Origin of the sequence: Pseudomonas sp. ArH3a (assembly GCF_022648765.1) — a bacterium.
Lineage (GTDB): Bacteria > Pseudomonadota > Gammaproteobacteria > Pseudomonadales > Pseudomonadaceae > Aquipseudomonas.
Genome location: NZ_CP080330.1, coordinates 2,003,582 through 2,027,869 on the forward strand (window position 1 = coordinate 2,003,582; position 24,288 = coordinate 2,027,869).

The window sequence follows — 24,288 nt, forward strand, 5'->3', positions numbered from 1 at the left end:
GCTAAGGGGCTCTATGCGCGCCATACCGCTCCTTACGCTTTTGCTCAGTGGCTGGTTTGCACTCCCCGCCCATGCCGATGAAGCCCAAGACTGGCTTACTCGACTTGGGCGTGCAGAGCAGCAGCAAAGCTTTCAAGGTACGTTTGTCTACGAACGTAATGGCAGTTTTTCTACCCATGACATCTGGCATCGTGTCCAGGATGGTCAGGTCCGAGAGCGGCTTTTGCAGCTCGATGGGTCGGCCCAGGAAGTCGTGCGCGTAGATGGCCGCACGCAATGTGTCAGTGGCACGTTGATCGCAGGCCTTGGTAATTCCCCTGATGCGCCGTCGCGCGCACTTGACCCGCAAAAACTCACTCAATTCTATGAACTGGCCGTCATTGGCAAATCGCGCGTGGCCGGTCGTAATGCGGTGATTGTGGCGATCACGCCGCGTGACCAGTACAGGTATGGCTTTGAGTTGCACCTGGATCGTGAAACCGCGCTGCCGCTCAAATCCTTGTTGCTCAATGATCAGGGCCAGCTGTTGGAGCGTTTCCAGTTCACGCGACTGAACACTTCGCCGTCCCCCTCCGATCGTGACTTGCAGCCCACTAGCGAGTGCGCGCCTTTAGCCACCTCCAAGAACAAAGCGCCTGAAGTGCCCGCCACCCATGCGTGGCACCTGGATTGGTTGCCTCCTGGCTTCCAGCTCACCAGCAGCATTGCGCGTAGAGATACCCAGACCCAATCTACCGTCGACAGCCTGATGTATGACGACGGGCTTGCACGTTTTTCTGTGTTTCTCGAGTCAACCGACGGCGCGAGCGTAAGTGAAACGCGCACCCAGCTAGGCCCAACCGTTGCTGTATCCCGTCGCCTGAACACAGTCGATGGCGAAGTAGTGGTGACGGTCGTCGGCGAAATCCCCATCGGCACCGCCGAGCGCATTGCGCTGTCGGTACGTGGCGAAAAGACAGCCACCAAGCCGTGAATTGTTAATCCTATGTTCATCCTGGTCTTTCAATCTGCGCCTAAGCTTGGTTGGGTGCTGAGAGTATGAAATCTCTGGATCAGTATTTTCACTTGCAAAAAATCCCCATATTTTTTATAGGTCAGGGCCTGCCGGCCCTGGCCTTGTTTTGTTCGCGGAACAAAGATGTCGGTCGCAGTTTTCGGCGTTTCTTGAACCCTGTCGCTCAACCCTGCTCGTCGTAACGGGAGCTGTATGTCGATACCACGTTTGAAGTCTTACCTATCCATAGTCGCCACGGTGCTGGTGCTGGGTCAGGCCCTGCCCGCGCAAGCGGCCGAGCTGCCTGACTTCACCCAACTGGTGGAGCAGGCCTCGCCTGCCGTGGTGAACATCAGTACCACGCAAAAACTGCCGGATCGCAAGGTCTCGAACCAGCAGATGCCGGACCTTGAGGGCTTGCCGCCCATGCTGCGCGAGTTCTTCGAGCGCGGCATGCCGCAACCGCGCTCCCCTCGGGGCGGTGGAGGTCAGCGTGAAGCGCAGTCCTTGGGCTCGGGCTTCATCATTTCTCCGGACGGCTACATCCTGACTAACAACCACGTGATTGCCGACGCTGACGAGATCCTCGTTCGTCTGGCTGATCGCAGTGAGCTTAAAGCCAAGCTGGTTGGCACCGATCCGCGTTCCGACGTGGCCTTGTTGAAAATCGAAGGCAAAGATCTACCGGTGCTGAAACTGGGTAAATCCCAGGACCTGAAAGCCGGGCAATGGGTAGTGGCGATCGGTTCACCGTTCGGCTTCGACCATACCGTCACCCAGGGCATTGTCAGCGCCATCGGCCGTAGCCTGCCAAATGAAAACTACGTGCCGTTCATCCAGACTGACGTGCCGATCAACCCGGGTAACTCCGGTGGTCCGCTGTTCAACCTGGCGGGCGAAGTGGTCGGGATCAACTCGCAGATCTATACCCGTTCCGGTGGCTTCATGGGCGTGTCCTTCGCCATCCCGATCGACGTGGCCATGGATGTTTCCAACCAGCTCAAAAGCGGTGGCAAAGTCAGCCGTGGCTGGTTGGGCGTAGTGATCCAGGAAGTGAACAAAGATCTGGCTGAGTCCTTCGGTCTTGATAAGCCGGCCGGTGCCCTTGTCGCGCAGATCCAGGGTGACGGCCCGGCTGCCAAAGGTGGCCTGCAAGTAGGCGACGTGATCCTGAGCATGAATGGCCAGCCGATCATCATGTCGGCTGACCTGCCGCATTTGGTAGGTGCACTCAAGGCCGGTAGCAAAGCCAAGCTGGAAGTGATTCGTGAAGGCAAGCGCCAGACCGTTGAGCTGACCGTAGGCGCAATTCCGGAAGAGGGCGCCACCCTGGATGCCCTGGGCAACACCAAGCCGGGCGCCGAGCGCAGCAGCAATCGCCTGGGCATCGCCGTAGCCGAGCTGACGGATGAGCAAAAGAAAGCCTTTGACCTTAAAAGTGGCGTAGTGATCAAGGAAGTGCAGGACGGCCCTGCCTCCTTGATTGGCCTGCAGCCAGGTGATGTCATCACCCACCTGAACAATCAGGCCATCGACACCACCAAGCAGTTCACCGACATCGCCAAGGCGCTGCCGAAGAACCGTTCGGTATCGATGCGCGTGTTGCGTCAAGGGCGTGCAAGCTTCATCACCTTCAAGCTGGCCGAGTAATCCGCTAGAACAATAAAAAGCCCCGCGAAAGCGGGGCTTTTTTGTGGGCGGCGGGTTTAGCTCATCATCCCTTTTACCAAGCGTTCCTGTTCGATCAGCTCACGCTGGCGTGCGTCGATACGCGAGGACAGCGGGAAGTTGTTGCCGGCGCGGCGCTTGGCGAAGTCCAGTTGCTGAATGGCCTGCTGGAAGTCGCCTACCAATGCAAAGTACTCGGCGCGGGCTTGATGCAAGCCGATGATGTTGCCGGACAGTCCGCGTGTCTCGGCGACCTGGTACCAGACGTCCGGATCATCAGGACGGGACTTGAGCAACGCATCCAAGGCCTTCTCCGCATCGGTGGTACGGTTCTGCTTGAGCAGCAAGTCCACGCGTACCTGATTCAGCGGATAGTTGCCGGGGTATTGGGTCAGCATCCGGTCAGTGCGTTGCTGCGCATCTGGCAAGCGGTTGTTGGTGATGTCCAGCTCGATCTGCGCCAGGTTGTAAATGATGTCGTTGGGTGCCTTGGCCAGCAGCGGCGCCAGGGTTTCCCGTGCTTCCTTGAGCTGGGTGCCCTTGATCTGGGCGATGGCCAGGCCGTAGCGCGCCACATCGTTTTTCGGGTTCTCATCCAGTTGTGCCTGGAAGCGCTTGGCAGCCAGGCCCGGCGTATCTTCGTATTGCAACTGTACCCGCGCGCGAATCAGTTGATAACGCAGGCTGTCTTCCTTGCCGCCGGTTTTGGCTTGCTCGGCGCGGTTACGGGTGTCGGCGATCCGTGATTCGGTGACTGGGTGAGTCAGCAGGAATTCCGGCGGTTTGGCGTCAAAACGGTATTGGCGCATCAGCCGCTCGAACATGGTCGGCATGGAGCGGGGGTCGTAACCGGCTTTTTCCAGATTGAGGATGCCGATACGGTCAGCCTCCTGTTCGTTCTGGCGCGAGAACCGGCGTTGCTCCTGAATGGCCGCTGCTTGGCTGCCGGCAATCGCGGCAATACCGGCATCACCTGCACCCGCTGCCGCAGCGATAATGCCGCCGAGCAAAGCGGCCATCATCGGGATCTGCATGCGTGACTGCGCTTCCACACCGCGGGCAAAGTGGCGCTGGGACAAGTGAGCCAATTCGTGGGCGAGTACCGAGGCATATTCGCCTTCGGTCTGGGCATTGAGGAACAGGCCGCCGTTGACCCCGACAATCCCGCCAGGGGCGGCAAAGGCGTTGAGTTGCGGGCTGTTGATCAGGATGAACTCCAGGCGCCGGTCATTGACCTGGCTGGTCTCCACCAGCTTGTAAACGCTGGTTTCGACGTAATCCTTGAGCTGCGGGTCATTGAGTTGCGAGACCTGGCCGCGCAGATAGGCCAGCCATGCGCGGCCCAACTGATATTCCTGTTGTGGCGAGACAATGGCAGAACTGGCGTCGCCAAGTGACGGCAGGTCGTCCGCGAAGCCTGGAGAGGCCAGCAGGCAAGCCAGCGTCAGCAGGGTGGGGCGCAAAAAAGTCATGCACAGAGCCTTTCGACAAAGAGGTTACTGTAGCCGGACACTGAGCTTCGGACCAGATATTCTAAGCACCCTAAACGCTTGCCCGGAGTAAAACCATGACCGACGCTGTAGCCTTTGATGCCGAACTCGATGCCAGCGGCCTCAATTGCCCGTTGCCGTTGCTCAAGGCCAAGCTGGAACTCAATCGATTGGCCAGCGGTGCAGTACTCAAGGTGATCGCCACGGACGCAGGCTCCCAGCGTGATTTCCGTACGTTTGCCAAGTTGGCCGGCCACACCTTGTTGCACGAAGAAGACGCCGCCGGCGTGTACCGCTATTGGTTGCGCAAGGCCTGAACCGTTTGCCCCCATCACCCGAGGTTGATTGATGTTCAAAGTGTTACGAGACTGGATTCAGCGCTACTTCTCCGATGAAGAGGCCGTGGTGCTGGCGGTCCTGCTGTTCCTGGCCTTTACCGCCGTGCTCACCTTAGGTGGCATGTTGGCACCGGTGCTGGCAGGGATGGTGTTGGCGTACCTGATGCAAGGCCTAGTCACCACCCTGGAGCGTTTGCGCTTGCCGGGCGGGGTGGCGGTGGGGCTGGTGTTTGCCTTGTTCATGGGGCTGTTGGTGGTGTTCATCGTGGTGCTGCTGCCGTTACTGTGGCATCAGTTGATCACCCTGTTCAACGAGCTGCCGGGCATGCTCGCCAAGTGGCAATCGCTGTTGCTGCTGTTGCCGGAACGCTACCCGCACTTGGTGTCGGATGAGCAGGTGCTGCAGGCCATCGAAGTGGCGCGCGGCGAGATCGGAAAATTCGGGCAATGGGCGCTGACCTTTTCCCTCTCCAGCTTGCCGCTGCTGGTCAACATCATGATCTACCTGGTGCTGGTGCCGATCCTGGTGTTCTTCTTCCTCAAGGACCGCGCAATGATTGGTCGCTGGGTCAGCGGGTATCTACCGCGTGAGCGCGCGTTGATCACTCGCGTGGCTGAGGAAATGAACCGGCAGATCGCTAATTACATCCGCGGCAAGGTCATCGAGATTGTTATCTGCGGGGGCGTTACCTACATCGCGTTTGTGGCGCTGGGGCTGAACTACGCGGCACTGCTGGCGTTGCTGGTGGGGGTGTCGGTGGTGGTGCCGTATGTCGGCGCGGTGGTGGTGACGGTGCCGGTGATGCTGATCGCATTGTTTCAATGGGGCTGGAGTGACCAGTTCATCTACCTGATGGCGGTGTACGGCATTATCCAGACCCTGGACGGTAACGTGCTGGTGCCGCTGCTGTTCTCGGAGGCCGTCAACCTGCACCCGGTAGCGATCATCTGTGCAGTGTTGTTGTTTGGTGGGTTGTGGGGGTTTTGGGGCGTGTTCTTTGCGATCCCGTTGGCGACGTTGTTCAAGGCCGTACTGGATGCATGGCCGCGGCAAGAACCGGTGGTTGCGCCTTTGTTGTAACGATTGGGGCGAACACCCAGTGTTCGCCCCAAAGATTCAAGCCTTGTTCAACGCCTGCGCCGCCGCCAAAACGGCATCCACATGCCCTGGTACTTTCACGCCGCGCCATTCCTGACGCAGCACGCCATCCTTGTCGATCAGGAAGGTGCTGCGATCCACGCCCAGGTATTCCTTGCCGTACAGCTTCTTCAACTTGATCACATCAAACAGCTGGCAAACTGCTTCGTCCTTGTCGCTGATCAGCTCGAAGGGGAATTCCTGCTTGCCCTTGAAGTTTTCGTGGGACTTCACGCTGTCGCGCGACACGCCAAACACCTCGGTGTTGGCGGCCTTGAAATCAGCATATTGGTCGCGAAAACCCTGGCCTTCGGTCGTGCAGCCCGGGGTGCTGTCCTTAGGGTAGAAGTAGATCACCACTTGCTTGCCCTTGAGGGCGGCGAGGCTGAACGTCTGGCCGCTGGTGGCCTGAGCTTCGAAGTCGGCCACGGGTTTGTCGATGGCTACCGGCATGAGTACTTCCTTACATTGGGTTCTGTGGGCGCCATGGCTCGATCAACGCGTCGAGGTTCAGGGCATCGGCGAAATCCAGGAATTGGTCACGCAGCCAGCTGATCTGCACGCCGGCCGGCAAGGTCACGGTGAACGTGGCGTTGAGCATGGTGCCGCCGGTTTGTGGCGCTTGATAGGTGTCGCAGGTCAGGTTTTCCAGCTCGACGTTGTGGTCGATAAAGAACTGGCACAGCTCGTTGACGATGTCCGAGCGGTAGGCCGAGCTGACATACGCCACATAAGGCAGGGCCTGTGGACGGTTCTCGAGTGCGGCACTGCGGACCACATTGACGGTGAAATCGTGCTTCTTGGCCAGGCCCGGCAGGCCGGTCTCCAGGCGCGCCAGGGCGTCCCAGGTACCGGAAATCTGCAGCACCAGCGCACTGCATTCGCCATGGCGTGTGAGGCGGGAGGTTACGACGGCGCAGCGGTTTTCATGGCTGGCGCGGCACAGGACGTTAGTCAGCTCCATGGGGTTGGCGCCAAGGGCACTGATAACAAGGAATTGTTCGCGAACTGTGGGGGTGGACATGCAGCCTTCCTAAAACGATGAGCGGTCGATACGGTGAGGGCTGTATCGATCAAAGGATGAAGGGTAGCGAAAACCGTCGCCAAGGGATAGGAGGTGGCGTTTTCATTGCGTGATCAGTCTGATTTCAGCGTGCTTCAAGCCATGCTTTGGCTCAATGATGGCATTGCCCGTCGTTTAGTTGCCCCAGAACGCATCCTCAGGCGGTACTTCGCTTGTACAAGCATCTTGGCGCCAGTACCATTACGGCTCTCTTTTTCCGGCAGGAGCGGTTGCATGATTGCGGGCAGTATGGTGGCACTGGTCACACCCATGGATGCACAAGGTCATCTCGACTGGGATAGCCTGGGCAAACTGGTGGACTTCCACCTGCAAGAGGGCACCAACGCCATTGTGGCGGTCGGCACCACGGGTGAATCGGCCACACTGGATGTGGAAGAACACATCCAGGTGATCGAATTCGTGGTCAAGCGCGTCGCGGGCCGTATCGCCGTGATCGCCGGTACGGGCGCCAACTCGACGCGTGAAGCGATCGAGCTGACCAAAAACGCCAAGAAGGCCGGCGCCGATGCCTGCCTGCTGGTGACCCCGTACTACAACAAGCCGACCCAGGAAGGCCTGTACCAGCACTTTCGCACCATTGCCGAAGCCGTTGATATCCCGCAGATCCTCTACAACGTTCCCGGCCGCACTGCCTGCGACATGAAGGCTGAGACCGTGATTCGCCTGTCCACGGTGCCGAACATCATCGGTATCAAGGAAGCCACCGGCGACCTGCAACGCGCCAAGGACATCCTGGCCGGCGTGAGCAGCGACTTCCTGCTGTATTCCGGTGACGACGCCACGGCTGTCGAGCTGATCCTGCTGGGTGGCAAAGGCAACATCTCGGTGACCGCCAACGTTGCACCGCGCGCCATGAGCGAACTGTGCGCCGCCGCTATCGCCGGTGACGCCGTGACCGCCCGCGCGATCCACGAGAAGCTGATGCCGCTCAACAAGACACTGTTTATTGAATCCAACCCTATTCCCGTGAAATGGGCACTGTTTGAGATGGGCTTGATGCCGGACGGTATCCGTCTGCCGCTCACCCGGCTCAGCGAAGCCTGTCACGAACCGCTGCGACAGGCCCTGCGCCAGTCCGGCGTCCTGGTTTAATTGAGGAAGCACTACGCATGAAGCGATTGGCCGGACTTTCCGCACTTGCCTTGATTATCTCCAGCACCAGTGGCTGCGGTTGGATTTGGGGCCCGGAAGGCTACTTCCGTGACCGCGGCAGCGATTACCTGGAAGCACAAGCAACCAAACCGATGCAGCTGCCGCCGGACGTCAATGTCGCCAAGCGCCTTGACCCGTTGCTGCCTATTCCGCGTAACGTGGCCGACGACACCACTAAAGGTGAGTTCGTGGTGCCACGTCCACAGCCGATCTCGGCCGTGGCGGACGCCAGCGACTACAGCCTGCAAAAGAGCGGCGACAACCGCTGGATCATCGCTCAACGTCCACCCGCCGAAGTCTGGCCTGTGGCAGTGCAGTTCTTCCAGGACAACGGTTTCCGCCTGGACCAGCAACGCCCGCAGACCGGTGAGTTCACCACTGCCTGGCAGCGCAGCAGCGAACTGTCCGCCAACATGGCCCAGCGCCTGCAGGCCAGTGGCGTAGCGGCTGACAGCGAAGCCCGTGTGCGTGTGCGCATCGAGCCTGGCGTGCAGCGCAATACCAGTGAAGTCTACGTGGTCAGCGCCGAGCGTCCTGCCGGCAGCACCGCCAACGTCGACTTCACTCCGCGTTCGGTCAACATGGGCGTTGATGCCGCGCTGGTCGACGAGATGCTGGCCAGCATGAGCCGTATCTCCGAGAAGGGCGGTTCGGTTTCCCTGCTCGCCGCACGTGATTACGACACGCCTAACCGCGTCAGCCTCACCGAAGACGGCAGCGGCAACGTGGTGCTGAACCTGGGTGAAGACCTCGACCGTGCCTGGGCCAGTGTTGGTCGCGCGTTGGAGCAGGGCCCTTGGCGCGTTGAAGACATCAACCGCAGCCTGGGCCTTTACTACATCAACGTGGCTGAAAAGGCCGAGAAGAAAGACGACGAGCCAGGTTTCTTCGGCAAACTGTTCGGCAGCAAGCCGACCAAGGAAGAGATCGAAACCCGTGCCGAGCGTTACCAAGTTCGTTTGAGCAAGGTTGGCGAAAGCGTACAAGTCACCGTCGAGAAAAACATCAACACCGTTGCGCCAGCAGAAACGGCGCGCAAAGTGTTGGGCGTGATTCAGGACAACTTGGGCTGATCCGATGCGTTTTGCCGTTCTCGGCAGCGGTAGCCAAGGGAACGGCACGCTGGTCGCCCACGACGATACGTACGTGCTGGTGGATTGTGGTTTCTCGTTAAAAGAAACCGAGCGGCGCCTGCTGCGCCTGGGGGTTCACCCCACGCAGCTGAGCGCGATTTTAGTGACCCACGAACATGCCGACCACGTGCATGGCGTGGGTTTGCTGTCTCGGCGCTACAATCTTCCGGTGTACCTGAGTCGTGGCACTCTGCGCGGGATGCGCAAACCCATAGAACCCGCAGGTTTCCTGGCCGGTGGCGAGCAGCTGCAGATTGGTGCGTTGAGCATCGATGTGATTGCCGTAGCGCACGACGCCCAGGAGCCGACGCAGTACGTATTCAGTGACGGTGAGCGGCGTTTCGGCGTGCTCACCGACCTGGGTTCCTACTGCTCCAAGGTGCTGGACGGTTACCGCAACCTCGATGCATTGATGATCGAGTCCAACCACTGCCGAGATCTGCTGGCTCGTGGTCATTACCCGTACTTTCTCAAGCAACGGGTGGGCGGCGAGCTGGGACATTTGAACAACCACCAGGCGGCGTACCTGGTGTATGAGTTGGGCTGGCAAGACCTGCAACACTTGGTCCTGGCCCACTTGAGCAGCAAGAACAACCTGCCGACGCTTGCCCGGCAATGTTTTGTCGACACCCTCGGGTGCGACCCGGACTGGCTGCAACTGGCCGATCAAGATTCAGGGCTCGACTGGCGACACATCGCCTAGCCCACCTCACTCAAAGCGGAGCCCATCATGGAAAAACGTGAAGAACTCTACCGCGGCAAAGCCAAGTCGGTGTACAAGACCGACGACGCCAACCGCCTGATCCTGCTGTTTCGCAACGACACCTCGGCGTTCGACGGCAAGCGCATCGAACAACTTGATCGCAAAGGCATGGTGAACAACAAGTTCAACGCCTTCATCATGCAGAAACTCGAAGCGGCCGGCATCCCGACCCAATTCGACAAACTGCTGGGCGACAACGAGTGCCTGGTGAAGAAGCTGGACATGATCCCGGTCGAATGCGTCGTGCGTAACTACGCCGCCGGCAGCCTGGTCAAGCGCTTGGGCGTGGAAGAAGGCCTCAAGCTCAACCCCTACACCTTCGAACTGTTCCTGAAGGACGACGCCAAGGGCGACCCGTTCATCAACGAATCCCACGTCGTGGCGTTCGGCTGGGGCACCACTGAGCAACTGGCGCGCATGAAGGAGTTGTCCCTTAAGGTCAACGACGTGCTGACCAAGCTGTTCGACGACGCCGGCCTGCTGCTGGTCGACTTCAAACTGGAATTTGGCGTATTCCACGACGGCTCCATCGTCCTGGGCGACGAATTCAGCCCGGACGGCTGCCGCCTGTGGGACAAAGACACCAAGAAGAAGATGGACAAAGACCGCTTCCGCCAGGGCCTCGGTGACGTCATCGAAGCCTACGAAGAAGTCGCCAATCGTCTCGGCGTACCGCTTTAATCGACGCAAGCATCTGATAGCACGGAAAAAAATCGCTTTTGGGGTTTGCTTCCGCGAAACACACTGTTATGATGCGCGCCGTTGGAGAGATGCCAGAGTGGCCGAATGGGACGGATTCGAAATCCGTTGTACCTTCACCGGTACCTAGGGTTCGAATCCCTATCTCTCCGCCATTACATAGAAAAAGCCCCGTAGCTGAATAAGCTACGGGGCTTTTTTGCTTTGGTCTGCTTAGCCAGGCTGCGCCACCAAGCTATTACTCACATTCCTTCCCAACACCAGCACCGTCATAAACCCACATCCCACCAATGCCGTCGCCAAACTCAACAATACCGTGCTACCCATCTGATCGACAATCTGCCCGCCAAAGAACGAGCCCAACGCAATAATCACCTGGAACAACGCGACAAACAGCGGCATGCCACGTTCGACATCCTTGGGCGCTACCACAAACATCCAGATACTCGCGCAGGCCGGGAAGGCGCCGAAGGCGAAGCCCCAGAGGCCGATCAGCATTGCGGCGCCGGTCATGCCGGTGGCGAAGTAGGGGAACAGGGCGGTGCTGGTGCCGATCATCAGCGCGACCAGTAGCAAGGTGTAACGTACGCTGCGGTTGGCGGCGAAACCGGCAAAAATGTTACCCGCTACGCCTGCCACGCCGAAGAGCAGCAGCAGCGAGCCAATGGTGGGGCCGTCGAAGCCGGAGCTGTTTTTGAAGAAAGGCGCGACGTAGGTGTATGCGGCAAAGTGCGCCAGGCCGATCAGCAATACCGCGATCAAGCCGACCCGGGCGCTTGGGTTGATAAATAAAGCCGGCAAGTCACTGATGTGAATGGCCTTTTCCGGTTTGAGTCGCGGCAGCAGGAAGACCTGCGCCAGCAACACTGGCACGCCCACCAGCGCGGTGACGAGGAAGGTCATGCGCCAGCCCATCAGGCCGCTGAGCCAGGTGCCCACGGGCACGCCGAGGACGGTGGCCAGGGTCACGCCCATCATGATGATCGACGTGGCCTTCGCTACGCCCACGCCCTTGGGCGCCAGGCGGCCGCTGAGGGCGATGGCGGTCGCCCAGAAGCCGCCGATGCTGATGCCCAGCAATACGCGGCCGAACAGCAGCAGGCTGAAGTCGCTGGCGTAGGCCACCACCGAGTTGGCGATGATCATGGTCAGCGTCAGGCCGATCAGCAGGTAGCGACGGTCCATGGCGCCAATGCTCACAGACAGCAACGGGGCGGCGAGGGCGGCCATGATGCCGGGCACGGTCACCATCAGGCCGGCGTGGCCGGCGCTGATACCGAGGTCGCTGGCGACATCGTTGAGTACGCCCACCGGCAGAAACTCACTGGTGACCAAGGCGAAGGCGCCCACGGCGACCGAGAGAATCGCCAGCCACTGCTGTTTGACGCTCTGTTGATTATGTTCGGGAGGGCCGCTAGGGACCGTGCTGGCGCTTGGCATGATGTTGGGTTCCAGAGGTGACGGTCGCCTGAAGCCAGGCGAGGGAAAGGGAAATTGGAGGCGATTATAAGAACCTGTTCTGGCAATGACACAGGCGACCGTTTCGATAATAACCATCAGTGCAATCGATTCGACGCCCTACATGACGGTTGCGTCTTTCGTACATATTTCCCCTACGTTGCTTACAGCTAGTGCGTTGCGCGTTTTTCGCTAACTCACTATCTTGGTTTCAGCGATTTCCAAGTAGGAAATCCCACACTGCAAAGGACATGCATCATGAGTAAAAACACCAAACAAACCTCCAGCACGATGGCGACGTTGGCAGCCGAAACCCTTAATAATCCAAATGCCTCTGCCATTGCCAAAAGCCTTGCCGCTTCAGCATTGGCGCAGAGCAGCACTGATAAGCAGACCAGTGCAGAGATGGAGGAGAAAGCGGGGAAGGCGCTTCAAAGCGATAAGTACAGCCAGGAAACGAAATCCCTTGCGGCTTCGGTCCTCTCCCAAGCCAATAAAGAGCGGGGAAACTGAGTTACAGCCCCGCCCGTAAATAGAAACGCCCCGTAGCAAAACACGCTGCGGGTTTTTTCGTTTCTGGGTGTTCGATTTGCCAAGGCCGGCCTGAATAAATTATTCGCACCTCACCGAGTAACTTTCCCTGCTGCGGTGTTCACCCCACAGACCATTAGGGAACGGCCATGAACACCTCCTCCGACCGCTACGACCGCCTGACCCGCACGTTCCACTGGCTCACCGCCGCCGTGGTGGTCTTCCTGTTTGCCAGTGCCCATATCTGGGAAAACCTGGAGAAGGGCACCCCGCTGCGCAAGGGCCTGCAAGCGGTGCATATCTCGCTCGGCATTGCGATGGCACTGTTGATCGTCCTACGGATGGTATGGCGTGTGTTCGGCGGCAATCGCCCAAAGACCGACAGTCACCCGACGCTTAACCTGCTGGCAGAAATAGCGCATGGTTGCCTGTACCTGTTGCTGCTGGCGCAGATTGTTTTGGGCTTCCTGTTACGCTGGGCTCAAGGTGAACCCTTCCACTTTTTCGGACTGTTTCCTGTACCCGCGCCCTTTGTGATTGATCACGCGTGGCGGGGCACCCTGGGTGGTCTGCATAACAATGTGGCCTGGGCGATCATCCTGCTGGCGGTCTTGATGGTAAACCCGATGTTCGCGGCGGCATGCCCGAAGGGCACGCATCCGGTTGGGGGGACTGGGTCCCATCACAATAGTCGGTCTTTCGCGGGGCTGCGTCAGTGCTTCACGTCGTCGCTGGCAACTGCCAGCGACTTGCCCACCAGTTTAAGGACTCGGTCACGGCCGCCTTCTGCCAGTAAATAAGTACCGTCTCCTGTTCGCACAATCGACTGCGGCGCCTTCAAGAACGACAAGATCGTCTGTTGCCGCCCCTGTTTATCAATCAGCAGCAACCGTGCCCGATGCGTCGAGTCTTCATTGACCCACAAACCGCGTTCATCACACATCAAGAACGTCGGTTTGTTCAAGCCCGCCAGCACCACCGGATCGCTGCCGTCATCGGTCAGCTCACGCACCACGCCTTTTTTCTTTTCGGTGTAGAGCATTCGGCCATCGGTACAACGGGTGATGGACTCGCCTTCGTTCAGTTGATCGCGCAGCACGGTCAGCGACTGGTCGCTCCAGCGATAGCGCAATAGCCGCCCGTTGTCCTTGCGGTCTTCGATGGCGTAGAGGTCGTCGCCTTCGACCCACAGGCCTTGCACGTTTTCGCCGCGAAACAGTTCAGTGACCACACCATCCTTGAGAAAGCTCACGGGCGCATCGCCGGTTTCCTGGCTGAACACCCAGCCGCCGTGGGTCGCAAGCATGCCATCAGGTTTGGACAGGTTGCCCACCACGACTTCGCGTTGCCCATCCGGATAAATTCGCACGATGCTGCCTTTTGCATCGTTGAGTTCCTGGCTGATCATCAGCGAGCCGTCGGGTAAAGGCATCAGCGAGGCGGCTTTCGGTACATCGCTGTAAACGGTGTGAACGCTCCAGCCGTTTGCCGCGCTGACGGGGTAAAAGCTTTGCCAGGCGAAGAAGCCGAGGGTCGCGATACCCATCAACCCGAACAGATACAACCCGAACCGCAACGCTCGCTGCAGAGAGCCAGCGCCATTCATTATTGTCTTCTTGGTCATTGATCACTCTGTCGGCCAGTGTTGGCGATGTGTTCAACCGTCTCCCGGTGGGATGGGCTGTCCGTCATTCTGTAAAAGTGCTGCGTAGTTTCGCTCACCGTAATACAGCCCCAAAATCGACACCGTTTTAGTATCGGCGGCCACCATAAACGCGATCGTGGTGGTATGCCGATATTGAGTGATGCGCAACGTGGGTAGCAGGTCGTCACGGCGGATGCCGCGCAGTGGGAACACGCAAAGGCTTTCGCAGTAACTGATGATGTTGTCGATAAAGCGTGCCGCTACACGTGGGGATCCGGTATCGCTGATGTAGTGTTCAAGGGCGTCCAATTGCGCCAATGCTTCGGGCGAAAAGGCAACCGAATGACTCACGGTTTCTCAGTACCTTTTCGTTGGTGTTTGGCCGCCATGTGCTCGCGAACCTGCCCGGCGGACAGTGCTCGGCCAGGGTCAGCCTGGAGGGCGGCGGCCGCCGGAATAACCTCGTCGCGCAGCCAGTGGTCCATCGCACGATCACGCGCCAGCAGGGCACGCAGGCCGTCACGGAGGACTTCACTTTCACTGGCGTATTCACCAGAGGCGACTTTGGCTTTGACCAGAGCGGCCATCTCGATGGGCAAGGTAATGCTCATTTGCTGGGTTGAGCGCATGCCGAAGTCCGCCGATGAAGAGTAGGATTCAATCCTGCTTGACCATTGGCGCGTTGCAAGAAGCAACTGATCAATGCCGAGCGCCGGGGCCTCGTCATCCGCCCAAAAAGGCTGTGGGTTCTGGCAGGATTCCATGAGTATTTCTCGCTCCAATTGAGTAGGTCAGGCCGCAAGTATTGACGCTTTTTAGCGGCTGTGTGGCTCAACCACATAAATAACTCACTGATATGTATGACTTCATATTTGTAGCAGGGTTATTAGCGTCGCACCGACGCAGGCACGCATGGCGCCTCATCACCGCCCATACGATAATGCCCGCCAAATCGACCACACTGGCCCATTCCGTGATCATCAACTTCGACCTCAACGACCTCCAAGCCTTCCGCGCCGTGGTAGACAAGGGCAGTTTTCGCGGCGCCGCCGAGGCCATCCGTATCTCGCAGCCGGCGCTGAGCCGGCGTATCGAAAAGCTCGAGTCCGCACTCGACGTAAAGCTGTTCGAACGCACCACGCGGCGCGTCAGCCTGACCATGGTCGGGCGAGCGTTCCTGCCGCAGGTCGAGCGCATACTCGACGACCTCGACATCGCCTTGATGGGCATCAGTAACGTCGCGTCCACGCGCATGGGCAACGTCACCATCGCCTGCGTGCCCTCCACTGCTTACTACTTCATGCCCCACGTGATCTCCGAGTTCCACAAGCTGTACCCGAAGATTCGCCTGCGGGTGCTGGACGCCAGCGCGGGTGAGGTGTGCAACGCGGTGGAAAGTGGCGAGGCGGATTTCGGCGTGAGTTTCAGCGGCAGCCTGGCAGATGAGGTGGAGTTCGAGCTGCTGTTGCAGGAGCGCTATGTGCTGGCCTGTCGTCGTGATCATCCGTTGGCTGCGCGTGACAGCGTGAGCTGGGCCGAGGCCTATGAACACGACTACATCACCGTGGACAAAACCTCGGGCAACCGCTTTCTGCTGGACCAGGCCTTGCGTGGCGTACGGGTGAAAAAGCCCAGTATCTGCGAGACCCACCATGTGACCACGATGATCGGGCTGGTGGAAGCTGGGCTGGGTGTGGCGATGGTGCCGTCGATTGCGATGCCGGCGGGCGCGCACCCGATTCTGGTGAGTGTGCCGCTGGTAGAACCGCAGGTGATGCGCAATGTGGGCTTGATCAAGCGCCGCGGGCGGACACTGCCGCCGGCGGCGCTGGAGTTGGAGCGGTTGGTACGGGAAATGCCGTTTCGGTCAGCGTGACACCGAGTCCAAACCGGTGGATTGCACCACCGGTTGCGCCTCGGGCGAAGCCAAGTATTGCAGCAATGCCTTGGCTTGGGCCGGGTGTTCGGCGTTAACCGGAATGCCCGCCGCAAAGCGCGTCACCGATTGCACGTCTTCCGGGATCTTGCCGACGTAAGTCACACCGGGCACCGGCAACAATTCCGCCACCTGTTGCAAGCCCACCTCGTAATCCCCCTTGGCAACCTGTTCGGCCACCGGGATGCGTTCGATCATCGTACCCTTGGCCGGCATGCCGAGCTTCTTGAACAGCTCCTTCTCGACATACACGCCGCTGGCGCTGTCCGAATACGCCACGGACTTGGCCTGGGTCAACACCGCCTTCAACTCGGCATCGGTGCCGATCGAAGGTTTAGCGGCGCCTTGCTTGACCACCAGGCCGATGCGCGAATCCGCCAGTTCCACGCGGGACGCTGGGTCGACCTTGCCCTGTTTGATCAAGTCGTCCAGGGCGTAGCCAACCATGATCACCACGTCGGCGTGTTCGCCACGGGCCAGGCGGTTGGGAATCGCTTCCGGCGCCTTGCCCATCGACGGGCCGAGGATGGTGTCTAGGGTGTCGCCGCTGTGCTGGGCGTATTGCGGGCCCAGCAGTTTATAGGCAGCAGTGAAACCACCCGAGGTCATCACCTTGAGCTCTTCGGCCTGAGCCGTCAGCGCCAGGGCGCCGAGGGCCAGCGCCGTCAGGGTTTTGAACAATACCTTCATTACGCAGCCCCCTGCATCACCTGCCCACGGGTATTGGCGCGGCGATACAACGCGAGGGTCGAGCACAGCGCACACAGCGCGGCAAACATCATCCAGTAGGCCGGCGAAGCCTTGTCTTCGGTGATGTGAATGAACCAGGTGGAGATCGCCGGAGTGAACCCGCCGAAGATCGCCGTCGCCAGGCTATAGGCCAGAGAGAAACCGGCCACGCGCACCTCCACCGGCATGATCTCGGTCAGCGCCGGGATCATCGCGCCGTTGTACATGCCGTACAGGAACGAGAACCACAACAGGGTTTCGAGCATATGGCTGAAGCTCGGCGCATTCACCACGAACGACAGCGCCGGGTAGGCGGTGATCACGGTCAGGGCGGTCATCGCCACCAGCACCGGCTTGCGGCCAAAACGGTCGCTGAGGGTGCCGCCAATCGGCAGCCAGACAAAGTTCGACACGGCCACCAGCAACGTCACCAGCAGGGCGTCGGAGGTGCTCAGTTGCAATACGGTCTTGCCGAAAGTCGGCGCGTACACAGTGATCAGGTAGAACGCGGTGGTGGTCATGGCCACCATCAACATGCCGCCGATCACCATGGTCCAGTTCTTCACCAGGGTCGCCAGCACTTCGCGCATGGTCGGGCGATGCTTGCGGTTGGCGAACTCTTCGGTTTCCTGCAGGTTACGCCGCAGCACAAAGATGAACGGGATGATCACGCAACCGATGGCAAACGGAATACGCCAGCCCCAATCGGCAACCACGGCCGGTTCCATCCACACGTTCAGGCCGTAGCCCAAGGCGGCGGCAACCACGATGGAGATCTGTTGGCTGCCCGACTGCCAGCTGGTGTAGAAGCCTTTGCGGCCTGGAGTGGCCATTTCGGACAGGTAAACCGACACGCCGCCCAGTTCCGCACCGGCAGAAAAGCCTTGCAGCAAGCGGCCCAGCAGCACCAGCAGCGGCGCCCACAGGCCAATGGTTTGATAACCCGGCACCAGCACAATCAGCAGCGTGCCGCTGGCCATGATCGACAGGGTCACGATCAACCCTTTGCGGCGACCCACGTCATCGATATAGGCACCCAAAATGATCGCGCCCAGTGGTCGCATCAGGAAGCCTGCGCCAAACACGGCGAAGGTCATCATTAATGACGCAAACTCATTAGCGGCGGGGAAGAACGCAGCGGCGATGTAGGTGGCGTAGAAACCGAACAGAAAGAAGTCGAACTGTTCGAGGAAGTTGCCCGAAGTAACGCGGAACACCGCACCAATTTTCGAGCGGGCAGAGTCGGGCCGGGAAGGGCTAGTCATGGTTTTGTGTCTCCAGCGTTCTTTTTGAAGTGCTTGTTTCGCTTAAGACCGCGGATAGTGGCTGACACATTTAGAAATGATAAGTGAGTAATTTGGATGTATTGATGCGCTCAGGCTATCAATACCCCACTCCGTCAAAAATGCCGAGGCTGTTCTATGCTGAGGGTGTGACCAATTCTTACGGATGGGAGGTGGCAATGGCTAACGAACACAAGCGCCAAGATGAGCGGGAGCGCGAGCAACCCCGGCAGCGTGAAGAGGAAAAACCGCAGACCTGGAAGCATCCCGACGACGGCACGGAGCTTTCCGAGCGCGACCAGGAGCGTCCGCTCAAGCCCTGACAATCAAGTGGAACACGGTCTAATTGTGGGAGCGGGCTTGCTCGCGAAAGCGGTGTGAAGTGCGCCCCAGAAGTTGGACACCCGTCCAACTCCTGAGGCTTTTCATGAGCAAATACACGACGCAGTTCAAGCTTTCCGCCATTACCACTTTCCTTGAACAGGGCCGAGGCTTTCGCCGCATAGCCGCTCAATTTCAAATGGATCCCACCTTGCTTCGTCGTTGGGTGGAGGCTTACCGATTACATGGCGAAGCCTGTCTAAGCAGAACCGGCGAACGCTACAGTCCCTTGTTCAAGTTTTCAGTGCTGCAACGCATGTGGCGCGACTCCTTATCTTTGCGCCGCGCAGCGGCGCTCTTCAACCTGGGTAACTCAAGCCAGGTGGGCAGATGGCAACAGCAGTATTACAGTGGCGGTATTGAAGCCCTGGAGTCAGGGAAAAAAGGATCGATTACCGCTATGCCCAAGCCGCCTTCTAAACCGCGTAAAACTACCACCCCACTCACCGACGCACAGCTTGCACACAAGGCATTACTCGATGAACTGCAGTATTTGCGCATGGAGAACGCCTACCTAAAAAAGCTTGGAGAGTTGGGCGAGGCGGTGATGAGGCGAGAGAGAGAAGCGAAGAAAAAGCCCGATTAGTCACTGAGCTCAAACAAGCTTTCCCCTTGAGTGATTTGCTCAAGCTGGTAGGTCTTGCGCGAAGTACGTACTACTACCAACTCAAGGCGATGGGCGTTGCGGACCGGTTTATCTCGATCAAAGCCTCTATCCAGACTATCCAAGACGAGAATGAGGGCCGCCTTGGTTACCGTCGGATGACTTTAGAGCTACGTAAGCAAACGCCGTTGATCAACGGTAAAACGGTACGACGGCTGATGGGAGAGTTAGGCCTGAAATGCACAGTGCGACCGAAAAAATACAAATCGTATAAAGGGCCAATGGGAGAGGTATCGCCCAATATCCTGGCTCGTCAGTTCGAAGCTGAGCAACCAAATCAGAAATGGGTAACCGATGTCACCGAGTTCAAAGTGGCCGGCAAAAAGCTGTATCTGTCCCCAGTACTGGACTTGTACAACGGAGAGATTGTGGCCTATAAGACCGCCGTCCGCCCCCAATACGCCTTGGTAGGCGACATGCTGGAGCTTGCCCTTGAGCGCTTGCCCGAAGGCGCCAAACCCATGCTGCACTCGGATCAGGGCTGGCACTATCGACACTCAAAGTATCGGGAAAAACTGGAAAAAGCTGGGTTGGAACAGAGCATGTCTCGCAAAGGGAACTGCTATGACAACGCCACAATGGAAAGCTTTTTCGGTACCCTGAAGTCGGAGTTTTACTATCGGGAAAGCTTCGACAGCGTTGCTCAGCTGCAGGCCGGGCTGGATAAGTACATCCATTACTACAACCATAAGCGAATCAAAACGAAGCTTGGCGGACTGAGCCCTGTGGCTTACAGAACCCGGTCCGCGGTAGCCTAACCATTAGCTGTCCAACTTTTGGGGCGCACTTCAGTGTGTCAGTAACAGATATTCCCTCTGATACGCCGCTTTCGCGAGCAAGCCCGCTCCCACACAAACCCGCACATCCCACATTGAATCTATGTTCAGCCCACGATCGGCGTACACAACTCCACCAGCGTGCCATCCGGGCAGCGCACATAAGACACCACTTGCCCCCAAGGCTTGGTGCTCGGTGCCGCCAGCTCTTTCGCGCCCAGTACAAGCGCCTTGGCGTGGGCGACGAACACATCCTCAGTGACGAACCCCACCTCCATACCCAGTGGTTGCCTGGATGCGTGCGCTTCTACGTGGCCGCCGTCGAAATTCAACTCGCCCAGTTCATGCGCAGCAAATGAAAGGGTGGTGTCGCCGGTTTCCAGCTCACCATAAGTGCCCGATTCATGCAGGAAACGGCGATTGAAACCGAAGGCCTTTTCGAAGAATGCCAGTGAGGCAGCTACGTCCGGCACATAGATGATGGTGTAGGCGAATTTCATGATTAAGCGGTCCTTGCTGAAAAAGTAAGCGGATTAAAACGGGTTATGAAAGCAGCACTGAAATAGGAAAGCCCCACGCCAAAACCAGATAGGCCACTGCCGCCGCCAGGCACAAGCCGATAAATACCCGCATCAGAGTCCTGACAGTGGGGTTGGCGATGAACTGGATAACCCAAAGACAGACCCCTGCCACCACGATGGCCAAGGCGAGAATGACCAGCACGATAGTGTTCCTGTAGCCCAGCAAAGCTGATTTATAGTCTCAAAGGCCCGCGTTGAACAGTGTGCACATAGACGCAGGGCCCCGGGTGTTTCTACACTGCCATTTGTTTAGGGCAGTGGGGCGAGCGCCGATGAATCGCAATGAATTACGCAAGGCCGATATCAACCTCATGGTCGTTTTTGAGACGTTGATGCTCGAACGCAATGTGACCCGGGTGGCGGAGAAGCTGTTTCTCGGCCAGCCGACCATCAGTTCGGCGCTCAATCGCCTGCGCACGCTGTTCAATGACCCGCTGTTCATTCGCGTCGGCCATCGTATGGAGCCGACGGCGCGGGCCGAGGAGATCATCAAGCACCTGTCGCCCGCCCTTGACTCATTGTCGTCGGCCCTGAGCCTGACCCACGATTTCGACCCGTCCATCAGCACCATGACCTTTCGCATCGGTTTGTCCGATGACGTCGAGTTTGGCCTGCTGCCGCCCTTGCTGCGCGCGTTGCGCCAGGAAGCGCCGCTGGTGGTGTTCGTGGTGCAGCATGTGGACTACTGGCGCATCCCCGACCTGCTGGCGTCCGGCGATATCACCGTCGGCATCACCCAGACCCGCGGCCTGCCCGCGAATGCCAAACGTAAACTGTTACGGCATATCCGCCCCTGCCTGTTGCGCGCCGACGCCTCGGACAAACCGCTGACCCTCGACGAATATTGCGCACGGCCCCATGTGCTGGTGTCCCACACCGCCAACGTGTCCGGGTTTGCCGATGAATGGCTGGCCGAGATCGGCCGCAAGCGCCATGTGGTGCTGTCGGTGCCGCAATACAGCGCGCTGCCGGCCTTGCTTGCCGGCACCGACATGATCGCCAGCCTGCCGGACTACACGGCCCAGGCCATGGCCGCCGGCGGGAACCTGTTCTGCGAGCCGTTTCCGTTCGAAACCCCAACCCTGGACCTGTCCATGGTCTGGCTCAGCCATGTCGATACCGACCCGGCGGAACGCTGGATGCGCTCGCGGCTGGAGGCATTCATGAGCGAGCGCGACAGGCTGCCGGTGCTGGCGCCAAAATCTTGAGATAAACCCTTCAGGGAGAACCACCGATGAGCCCATCGCGTTCCTTGCTGCGTGGTCGCGGCAGTCATGACAGTGGCAAGGTTGGCATGGTCGAGCTGTTTTTCGACCTGGTGTTCGTGTTTGCCGTGACCCAATTGTCCCATTCGCTACTGGCCCACCTGACCCTCGGCGGCGCGGTGCAGGTGGCGCTGATGATGGTTGCGGTGTGGTGGGTGTGGATCTTCACCTCATGGATCACCAACTGGCTCGACCCGGAAAAAATCCCGATCCGCATCGGTCTGTTCGGCTTGATGGTAGCCGGCCTGCTGCTGTCCTCGTCGATCCCCAAGGCCTTTACCGACCGAGGCGTGCTGTTTGCCAGCGCCTACGTGTTCATGCAAGTAGGACGCACGCTGTTTGCGTTGTGGGCAGTGCGCGGTGAGTCGCTGAACATGACCCGCAATTTCCAGCGGATCCTGGCGTGGATGGTCTTTTCCGGCGTGTTCTGGATCACCGGCAGCCTGCTCGACGGTGAGCAGCGCCTGGCGTTCTGGGCGCTGGCACTGTTGATCGAGCTGATTTCCCCGTCGGTGTATTTCTGGGTGCCGGGCCTGGGGCGTTCGACGCTGACGGACTGGAACGTGGAAGGCAACCACATGGCCGAACGCTGCGGCCTGTTTGTGATCATCGCCCTCGGCGAATCCTTGCTGGTGACCGGCGCCACCTTCGCCGAATTGCCCTGGAGCCTGGAAGGCCTGGGCGCATTCCTGGTGGCGGTGGTGGGCAGCATCGCCTTGTGGTGGATCTATTTCGACAGTGGCGCCGAGCGCGCCCACCACCGGATTGCCAGTTCCGCCGACCCGGGCCGCCAGGCACGCATTGCCTACACCTACCTGCACGTGTTGATCGTCGCCGGGATCATTGTCAGCGCGGTGGCCGACGAACTGGTGCTGGTGCACCCGGGGCATGCCAGCCAGGCCGGTGTGGTGGCGATCATCGCTGGGCCGTGGTTGTTTCTGTTGGGCAGTGCATTGTTCAAGTGGGTGATGAGTGACCGGCCATTGCCACCGTTCTCGCACCTGGGCGGGCTGCTGATGTTGCTGGTGCTGTTGCCGCTGGGGTTGCAGCAACTGTTTTCGGCGTTGCTGCTGGGTGCGCTGACCACGGCAGTGTTGGTGATCGTGGCGTTCTGGGAAAACCGTGCGCTGCGCAGCCTGACCGAAGTTTCACAGTGAAAGCGCTCTGATTCAGTTCAACTGCATGCTATACGTGTGACTCTTTTCCTAGAACTATTCGGAGCTTTTCATGCCGCACCTGCACCTGGAATACACCGCCAATCTCACCGGCCTGGCCGTCGAGAAAACCCTCTTGCGGCTCAACAATGTGCTGATGGCGTCCGGGCAGTTCGGTTCCGAGTTTGATATCAAAAGCCGCGCCGTGAAGGTCGAGACCTTCCAGGTCGGCACCTCCCTCAGCCCGCGCGGCTTTATTGCGGTGAAGCTGTCGCTGCTCAGCGGGCGTTCACCACAGGTCAAGACGCAGCTGTCGGAAAGCCTGTTGGCGGCATTGCAGGACCAGTGCGAGTGGCCGGCGGATATACAGGTTCAACTCAGCGTGCTGCTGGTGGACATGGATCGCGATTCCTACAGCAAGGTCGCCATCGGCTGAGGGTTACAACAACCCTTGCTCCGCACACACCTTCACCACCTGCTCACGAAACCAGGTATTGGCGCTGTCCTGGCCACTGGTTTCGTTCCACTGCATGTCCAGGGTAAACCCCGGTAAACCGTTGGGCGCCTCGCAATGGCCGAACACCGTGGCCGGCGCCAGCAGCTTTTGCACGCGGCGGGGCAGGGTGACAACAAAGTCGGTGCCGGTGATCATCTTCAAGGCCGCGCTGTAACTGTTCGCGCGGGCGATCACTTGGCGCTTGCGGGCCTGGCGCGCCAGCCAGCCGTCGATCATGTTGGTGTCGGATGTCCAGGGCGTGGGGAACACGTGGCGGCGCTCGACAAACGATTGCAGGCTGAACGCCGGTTCGCGCGGGGCCGAGCGTTTATCGAACACGCAGACCAAATCATCTTCCAGCAGCATCTGGGTCTTGAAGTCTTTATGGGCGCGGTGAAAGTGCGGGCCGAAGCAAATCACTAGGTCGAGGCGGCCTTCGCGCAGGTCGTCGGCGGGGATGTCGGTTTCCAGCTTCTGCACATTGACGATCACCGGCAGGTCGGCGCGGTCGAAGTGCTTCAACAGGCGCGGCAGGATCAACTGTTCGAAGTATTCCGGGGCGCACACATTGAAGGTCACGGCCGTCGAAGTGGGGTCAAAGGCTTGGCCACCGGCGTGGCACAGGTTGATGCTTTCGAGGATCTTCTGCACATGCCCGTACATGGTGGTGGCCTTGTACGTTGGCCGCATGCCCGCCCGCGTATTGATAAACAACTCATCCTCGAAACTGGTGCGCAGCTTCTTCAAGCTGTAGCTCACGGTGGACTGGCTGACGAACAGCGTTTCAGACACCTCGGTAACGCTGCTCTGGTCGTAGACGGCGATAAACACCATCAAGTCCTGCATATCGAGCTTTCTGAGCAAATTACTGTTTAGCATCCGTTCCGTCCGATAAGCCTTGGCACTGAGGCAGCGCCGCACGACAAGGGC

At 59.1% G+C, this 24,288-nt stretch carries 27 protein-coding genes, 1 tRNA gene and 1 pseudogene; 17 read left to right on the top strand and 12 right to left on the bottom strand.

The window, feature by feature from the left end; all coding sequences use genetic code 11:
* Positions 1-13 precede the first annotated feature (13 nt).
* Complete coding sequence (locus K0P33_RS09020) at positions 14-973, top strand: MucB/RseB C-terminal domain-containing protein (RefSeq protein ID WP_242156020.1); 960 nt, start codon at positions 14-16, stop codon at positions 971-973.
* Positions 974-1,207: 234 nt separating this feature from the next.
* Positions 1,208-2,644 carry a DegQ family serine endoprotease gene (locus K0P33_RS09025; protein WP_094952666.1) on the top strand — a complete coding sequence of 479 codons (1,437 nt, stop codon included), beginning with the start codon at positions 1,208-1,210 and terminating at the stop codon, positions 2,642-2,644.
* A 56-nt stretch (positions 2,645-2,700) separates the two neighbouring features.
* Here K0P33_RS09025 and K0P33_RS09030 read toward each other — a convergent pair whose 3' ends face one another.
* Positions 2,701-4,134 carry a M48 family metalloprotease gene (locus K0P33_RS09030; protein ID WP_242154903.1) on the bottom strand — a complete coding sequence of 478 codons (1,434 nt, stop codon included), beginning with the start codon at positions 4,132-4,134 and terminating at the stop codon, positions 2,701-2,703.
* 95 nt (positions 4,135-4,229) lie between these two features.
* On the opposite strand from K0P33_RS09030, the gene K0P33_RS09035 reads away from it, so the two are divergent.
* Together K0P33_RS09035 and K0P33_RS09040 are read left to right on the top strand one after the other, a co-directional pair.
* Positions 4,230-4,469 carry a sulfurtransferase TusA family protein gene (locus K0P33_RS09035; RefSeq protein ID WP_010212198.1) on the top strand — a complete coding sequence of 80 codons (240 nt, stop codon included), beginning with the start codon at positions 4,230-4,232 and terminating at the stop codon, positions 4,467-4,469.
* Positions 4,470-4,500: 31 nt separating this feature from the next.
* Positions 4,501-5,571, top strand: coding sequence for an AI-2E family transporter (locus tag K0P33_RS09040; RefSeq protein WP_094952668.1), 1,071 nt, complete (start codon positions 4,501-4,503; stop codon positions 5,569-5,571).
* Between the two features lie 36 nt (positions 5,572-5,607).
* On the opposite strand, the gene K0P33_RS09045 is transcribed toward K0P33_RS09040, so the two are convergent.
* Positions 5,608-6,081, bottom strand: a complete 474-nt coding sequence (locus K0P33_RS09045; protein WP_242154906.1) for a peroxiredoxin — start codon at positions 6,079-6,081, stop codon at positions 5,608-5,610.
* A 10-nt stretch (positions 6,082-6,091) separates the two neighbouring features.
* Entirely contained in the window at positions 6,092-6,652 is a 561-nt protein-coding gene (locus tag K0P33_RS09050; RefSeq protein WP_003172487.1) for a glycine cleavage system protein R, read from the bottom strand.
* A 273-nt stretch (positions 6,653-6,925) separates the two neighbouring features.
* Here K0P33_RS09050 and dapA point away from each other — a divergent pair, with 273 nt between their 5' ends.
* The 5 genes from dapA to K0P33_RS09075 all read left to right on the top strand — a co-directional run bounded on the left by dapA (position 6,926) and on the right by K0P33_RS09075 (position 10,614).
* Positions 6,926-7,804, top strand: coding sequence for a 4-hydroxy-tetrahydrodipicolinate synthase (gene dapA, locus K0P33_RS09055; RefSeq protein WP_094952670.1), 879 nt, complete (start codon positions 6,926-6,928; stop codon positions 7,802-7,804).
* 17 nt (positions 7,805-7,821) lie between these two features.
* The gene (gene bamC / locus K0P33_RS09060) at positions 7,822-8,937 is read left to right on the top strand and encodes an outer membrane protein assembly factor BamC (protein WP_242154907.1); all 1,116 of its coding nucleotides are present in this window, start codon (positions 7,822-7,824) and stop codon (positions 8,935-8,937) included.
* A 4-nt stretch (positions 8,938-8,941) separates the two neighbouring features.
* Positions 8,942-9,700 carry an MBL fold metallo-hydrolase gene (locus K0P33_RS09065; protein WP_094952672.1) on the top strand — a complete coding sequence of 253 codons (759 nt, stop codon included), beginning with the start codon at positions 8,942-8,944 and terminating at the stop codon, positions 9,698-9,700.
* 27 nt (positions 9,701-9,727) lie between these two features.
* Positions 9,728-10,441 (top strand): phosphoribosylaminoimidazolesuccinocarboxamide synthase, encoded by a 714-nt coding sequence (purC, locus tag K0P33_RS09070; protein ID WP_094952673.1) that lies wholly within the window; start codon positions 9,728-9,730, stop codon positions 10,439-10,441.
* Between the two features lie 83 nt (positions 10,442-10,524).
* Positions 10,525-10,614 (top strand) — tRNA-Ser (locus K0P33_RS09075).
* Positions 10,615-10,672: 58 nt separating this feature from the next.
* Here the strand turns inward: K0P33_RS09075 and K0P33_RS09080 are convergent.
* A complete protein-coding gene (locus K0P33_RS09080; RefSeq protein ID WP_242154910.1) occupies positions 10,673-11,899 on the bottom strand; it encodes an MFS transporter in 1,227 nt (408 codons plus the stop codon).
* 276 nt (positions 11,900-12,175) lie between these two features.
* Between K0P33_RS09080 and K0P33_RS09085 the strand changes: the two genes are divergently transcribed.
* Positions 12,176-12,430, top strand: coding sequence for a hypothetical protein (locus K0P33_RS09085; protein WP_242154912.1), 255 nt, complete (start codon positions 12,176-12,178; stop codon positions 12,428-12,430).
* A gap of 167 nt (positions 12,431-12,597) precedes the next feature.
* Positions 12,598-13,248, top strand: a complete 651-nt coding sequence (locus K0P33_RS09090) for a cytochrome b (protein WP_242154915.1) — start codon at positions 12,598-12,600, stop codon at positions 13,246-13,248.
* Here the strand turns inward: K0P33_RS09090 and K0P33_RS09095 are convergent.
* From K0P33_RS09095 to K0P33_RS09105, 3 genes are all read right to left on the bottom strand, one after another.
* Positions 13,161-13,994 (bottom strand): hypothetical protein, encoded by an 834-nt coding sequence (locus K0P33_RS09095; RefSeq protein ID WP_242156022.1) that lies wholly within the window; start codon positions 13,992-13,994, stop codon positions 13,161-13,163. The two genes, K0P33_RS09090 and K0P33_RS09095, sit on opposite strands and share 88 nt — an antisense overlap.
* 111 nt (positions 13,995-14,105) lie before the next feature.
* Positions 14,106-14,444, bottom strand: coding sequence for a type II toxin-antitoxin system RelE/ParE family toxin (locus tag K0P33_RS09100; RefSeq protein ID WP_242154916.1), 339 nt, complete (start codon positions 14,442-14,444; stop codon positions 14,106-14,108).
* Positions 14,441-14,857, bottom strand: a complete 417-nt coding sequence (locus K0P33_RS09105; RefSeq protein ID WP_242154918.1) for a type II toxin-antitoxin system ParD family antitoxin — start codon at positions 14,855-14,857, stop codon at positions 14,441-14,443. Before K0P33_RS09105 ends, K0P33_RS09100 begins: the two co-directional genes overlap by 4 nt.
* Before the next feature lie 209 nt (positions 14,858-15,066).
* On the opposite strand from K0P33_RS09105, the gene K0P33_RS09110 reads away from it, so the two are divergent.
* A complete protein-coding gene (locus tag K0P33_RS09110) occupies positions 15,067-15,969 on the top strand; it encodes a LysR family transcriptional regulator (protein ID WP_094952685.1) in 903 nt (300 codons plus the stop codon).
* On the opposite strand, the gene K0P33_RS09115 is transcribed toward K0P33_RS09110, so the two are convergent.
* Together K0P33_RS09115 and K0P33_RS09120 are read right to left on the bottom strand one after the other, a co-directional pair.
* Complete coding sequence (locus K0P33_RS09115; RefSeq protein WP_242154921.1) at positions 15,961-16,719, bottom strand: substrate-binding domain-containing protein; 759 nt, start codon at positions 16,717-16,719, stop codon at positions 15,961-15,963. The two genes, K0P33_RS09110 and K0P33_RS09115, sit on opposite strands and share 9 nt — an antisense overlap.
* The gene (locus K0P33_RS09120; protein ID WP_094952682.1) at positions 16,719-18,023 is read right to left on the bottom strand and encodes an MFS transporter; all 1,305 of its coding nucleotides are present in this window, start codon (positions 18,021-18,023) and stop codon (positions 16,719-16,721) included. Before K0P33_RS09120 ends, K0P33_RS09115 begins: the two co-directional genes overlap by 1 nt.
* An 83-nt stretch (positions 18,024-18,106) precedes the next feature.
* Here K0P33_RS09120 and K0P33_RS09125 point away from each other — a divergent pair, with 83 nt between their 5' ends.
* Positions 18,107-18,364 (top strand): hypothetical protein, encoded by a 258-nt coding sequence (locus K0P33_RS09125; protein ID WP_242156165.1) that lies wholly within the window; start codon positions 18,107-18,109, stop codon positions 18,362-18,364.
* Positions 18,365-18,468: 104 nt separating this feature from the next.
* Positions 18,469-19,844: pseudogene (locus K0P33_RS09130) on the top strand (IS3 family transposase).
* Between the two features lie 125 nt (positions 19,845-19,969).
* Here the strand turns inward: K0P33_RS09130 and K0P33_RS09135 are convergent.
* Together K0P33_RS09135 and K0P33_RS09140 are read right to left on the bottom strand one after the other, a co-directional pair.
* Positions 19,970-20,362: a VOC family protein gene (locus K0P33_RS09135; RefSeq protein WP_094953241.1), complete on the bottom strand. Its 393-nt coding sequence runs from the start codon at positions 20,360-20,362 to the stop codon at positions 19,970-19,972.
* Between the two features lie 43 nt (positions 20,363-20,405).
* Entirely contained in the window at positions 20,406-20,585 is a 180-nt protein-coding gene (locus K0P33_RS09140; RefSeq protein ID WP_094953239.1) for a hypothetical protein, read from the bottom strand.
* Positions 20,586-20,715: 130 nt separating this feature from the next.
* Between K0P33_RS09140 and K0P33_RS09145 the strand changes: the two genes are divergently transcribed.
* The 3 genes from K0P33_RS09145 to K0P33_RS09155 all read left to right on the top strand — a co-directional run bounded on the left by K0P33_RS09145 (position 20,716) and on the right by K0P33_RS09155 (position 23,298).
* Positions 20,716-21,651: a LysR substrate-binding domain-containing protein gene (locus K0P33_RS09145; protein WP_242154923.1), complete on the top strand. Its 936-nt coding sequence runs from the start codon at positions 20,716-20,718 to the stop codon at positions 21,649-21,651.
* Positions 21,652-21,677: 26 nt separating this feature from the next.
* Complete coding sequence (locus K0P33_RS09150) at positions 21,678-22,865, top strand: low temperature requirement protein A (RefSeq protein WP_242154925.1); 1,188 nt, start codon at positions 21,678-21,680, stop codon at positions 22,863-22,865.
* Between the two features lie 70 nt (positions 22,866-22,935).
* Positions 22,936-23,298, top strand: a complete 363-nt coding sequence (locus tag K0P33_RS09155) for a 5-carboxymethyl-2-hydroxymuconate Delta-isomerase (protein WP_094953235.1) — start codon at positions 22,936-22,938, stop codon at positions 23,296-23,298.
* Positions 23,299-23,301: 3 nt separating this feature from the next.
* Here K0P33_RS09155 and K0P33_RS09160 read toward each other — a convergent pair whose 3' ends face one another.
* The gene (locus K0P33_RS09160; protein ID WP_094953234.1) at positions 23,302-24,237 is read right to left on the bottom strand and encodes a LysR family transcriptional regulator; all 936 of its coding nucleotides are present in this window, start codon (positions 24,235-24,237) and stop codon (positions 23,302-23,304) included.
* Positions 24,238-24,288: the final 51 nt, after the last annotated feature.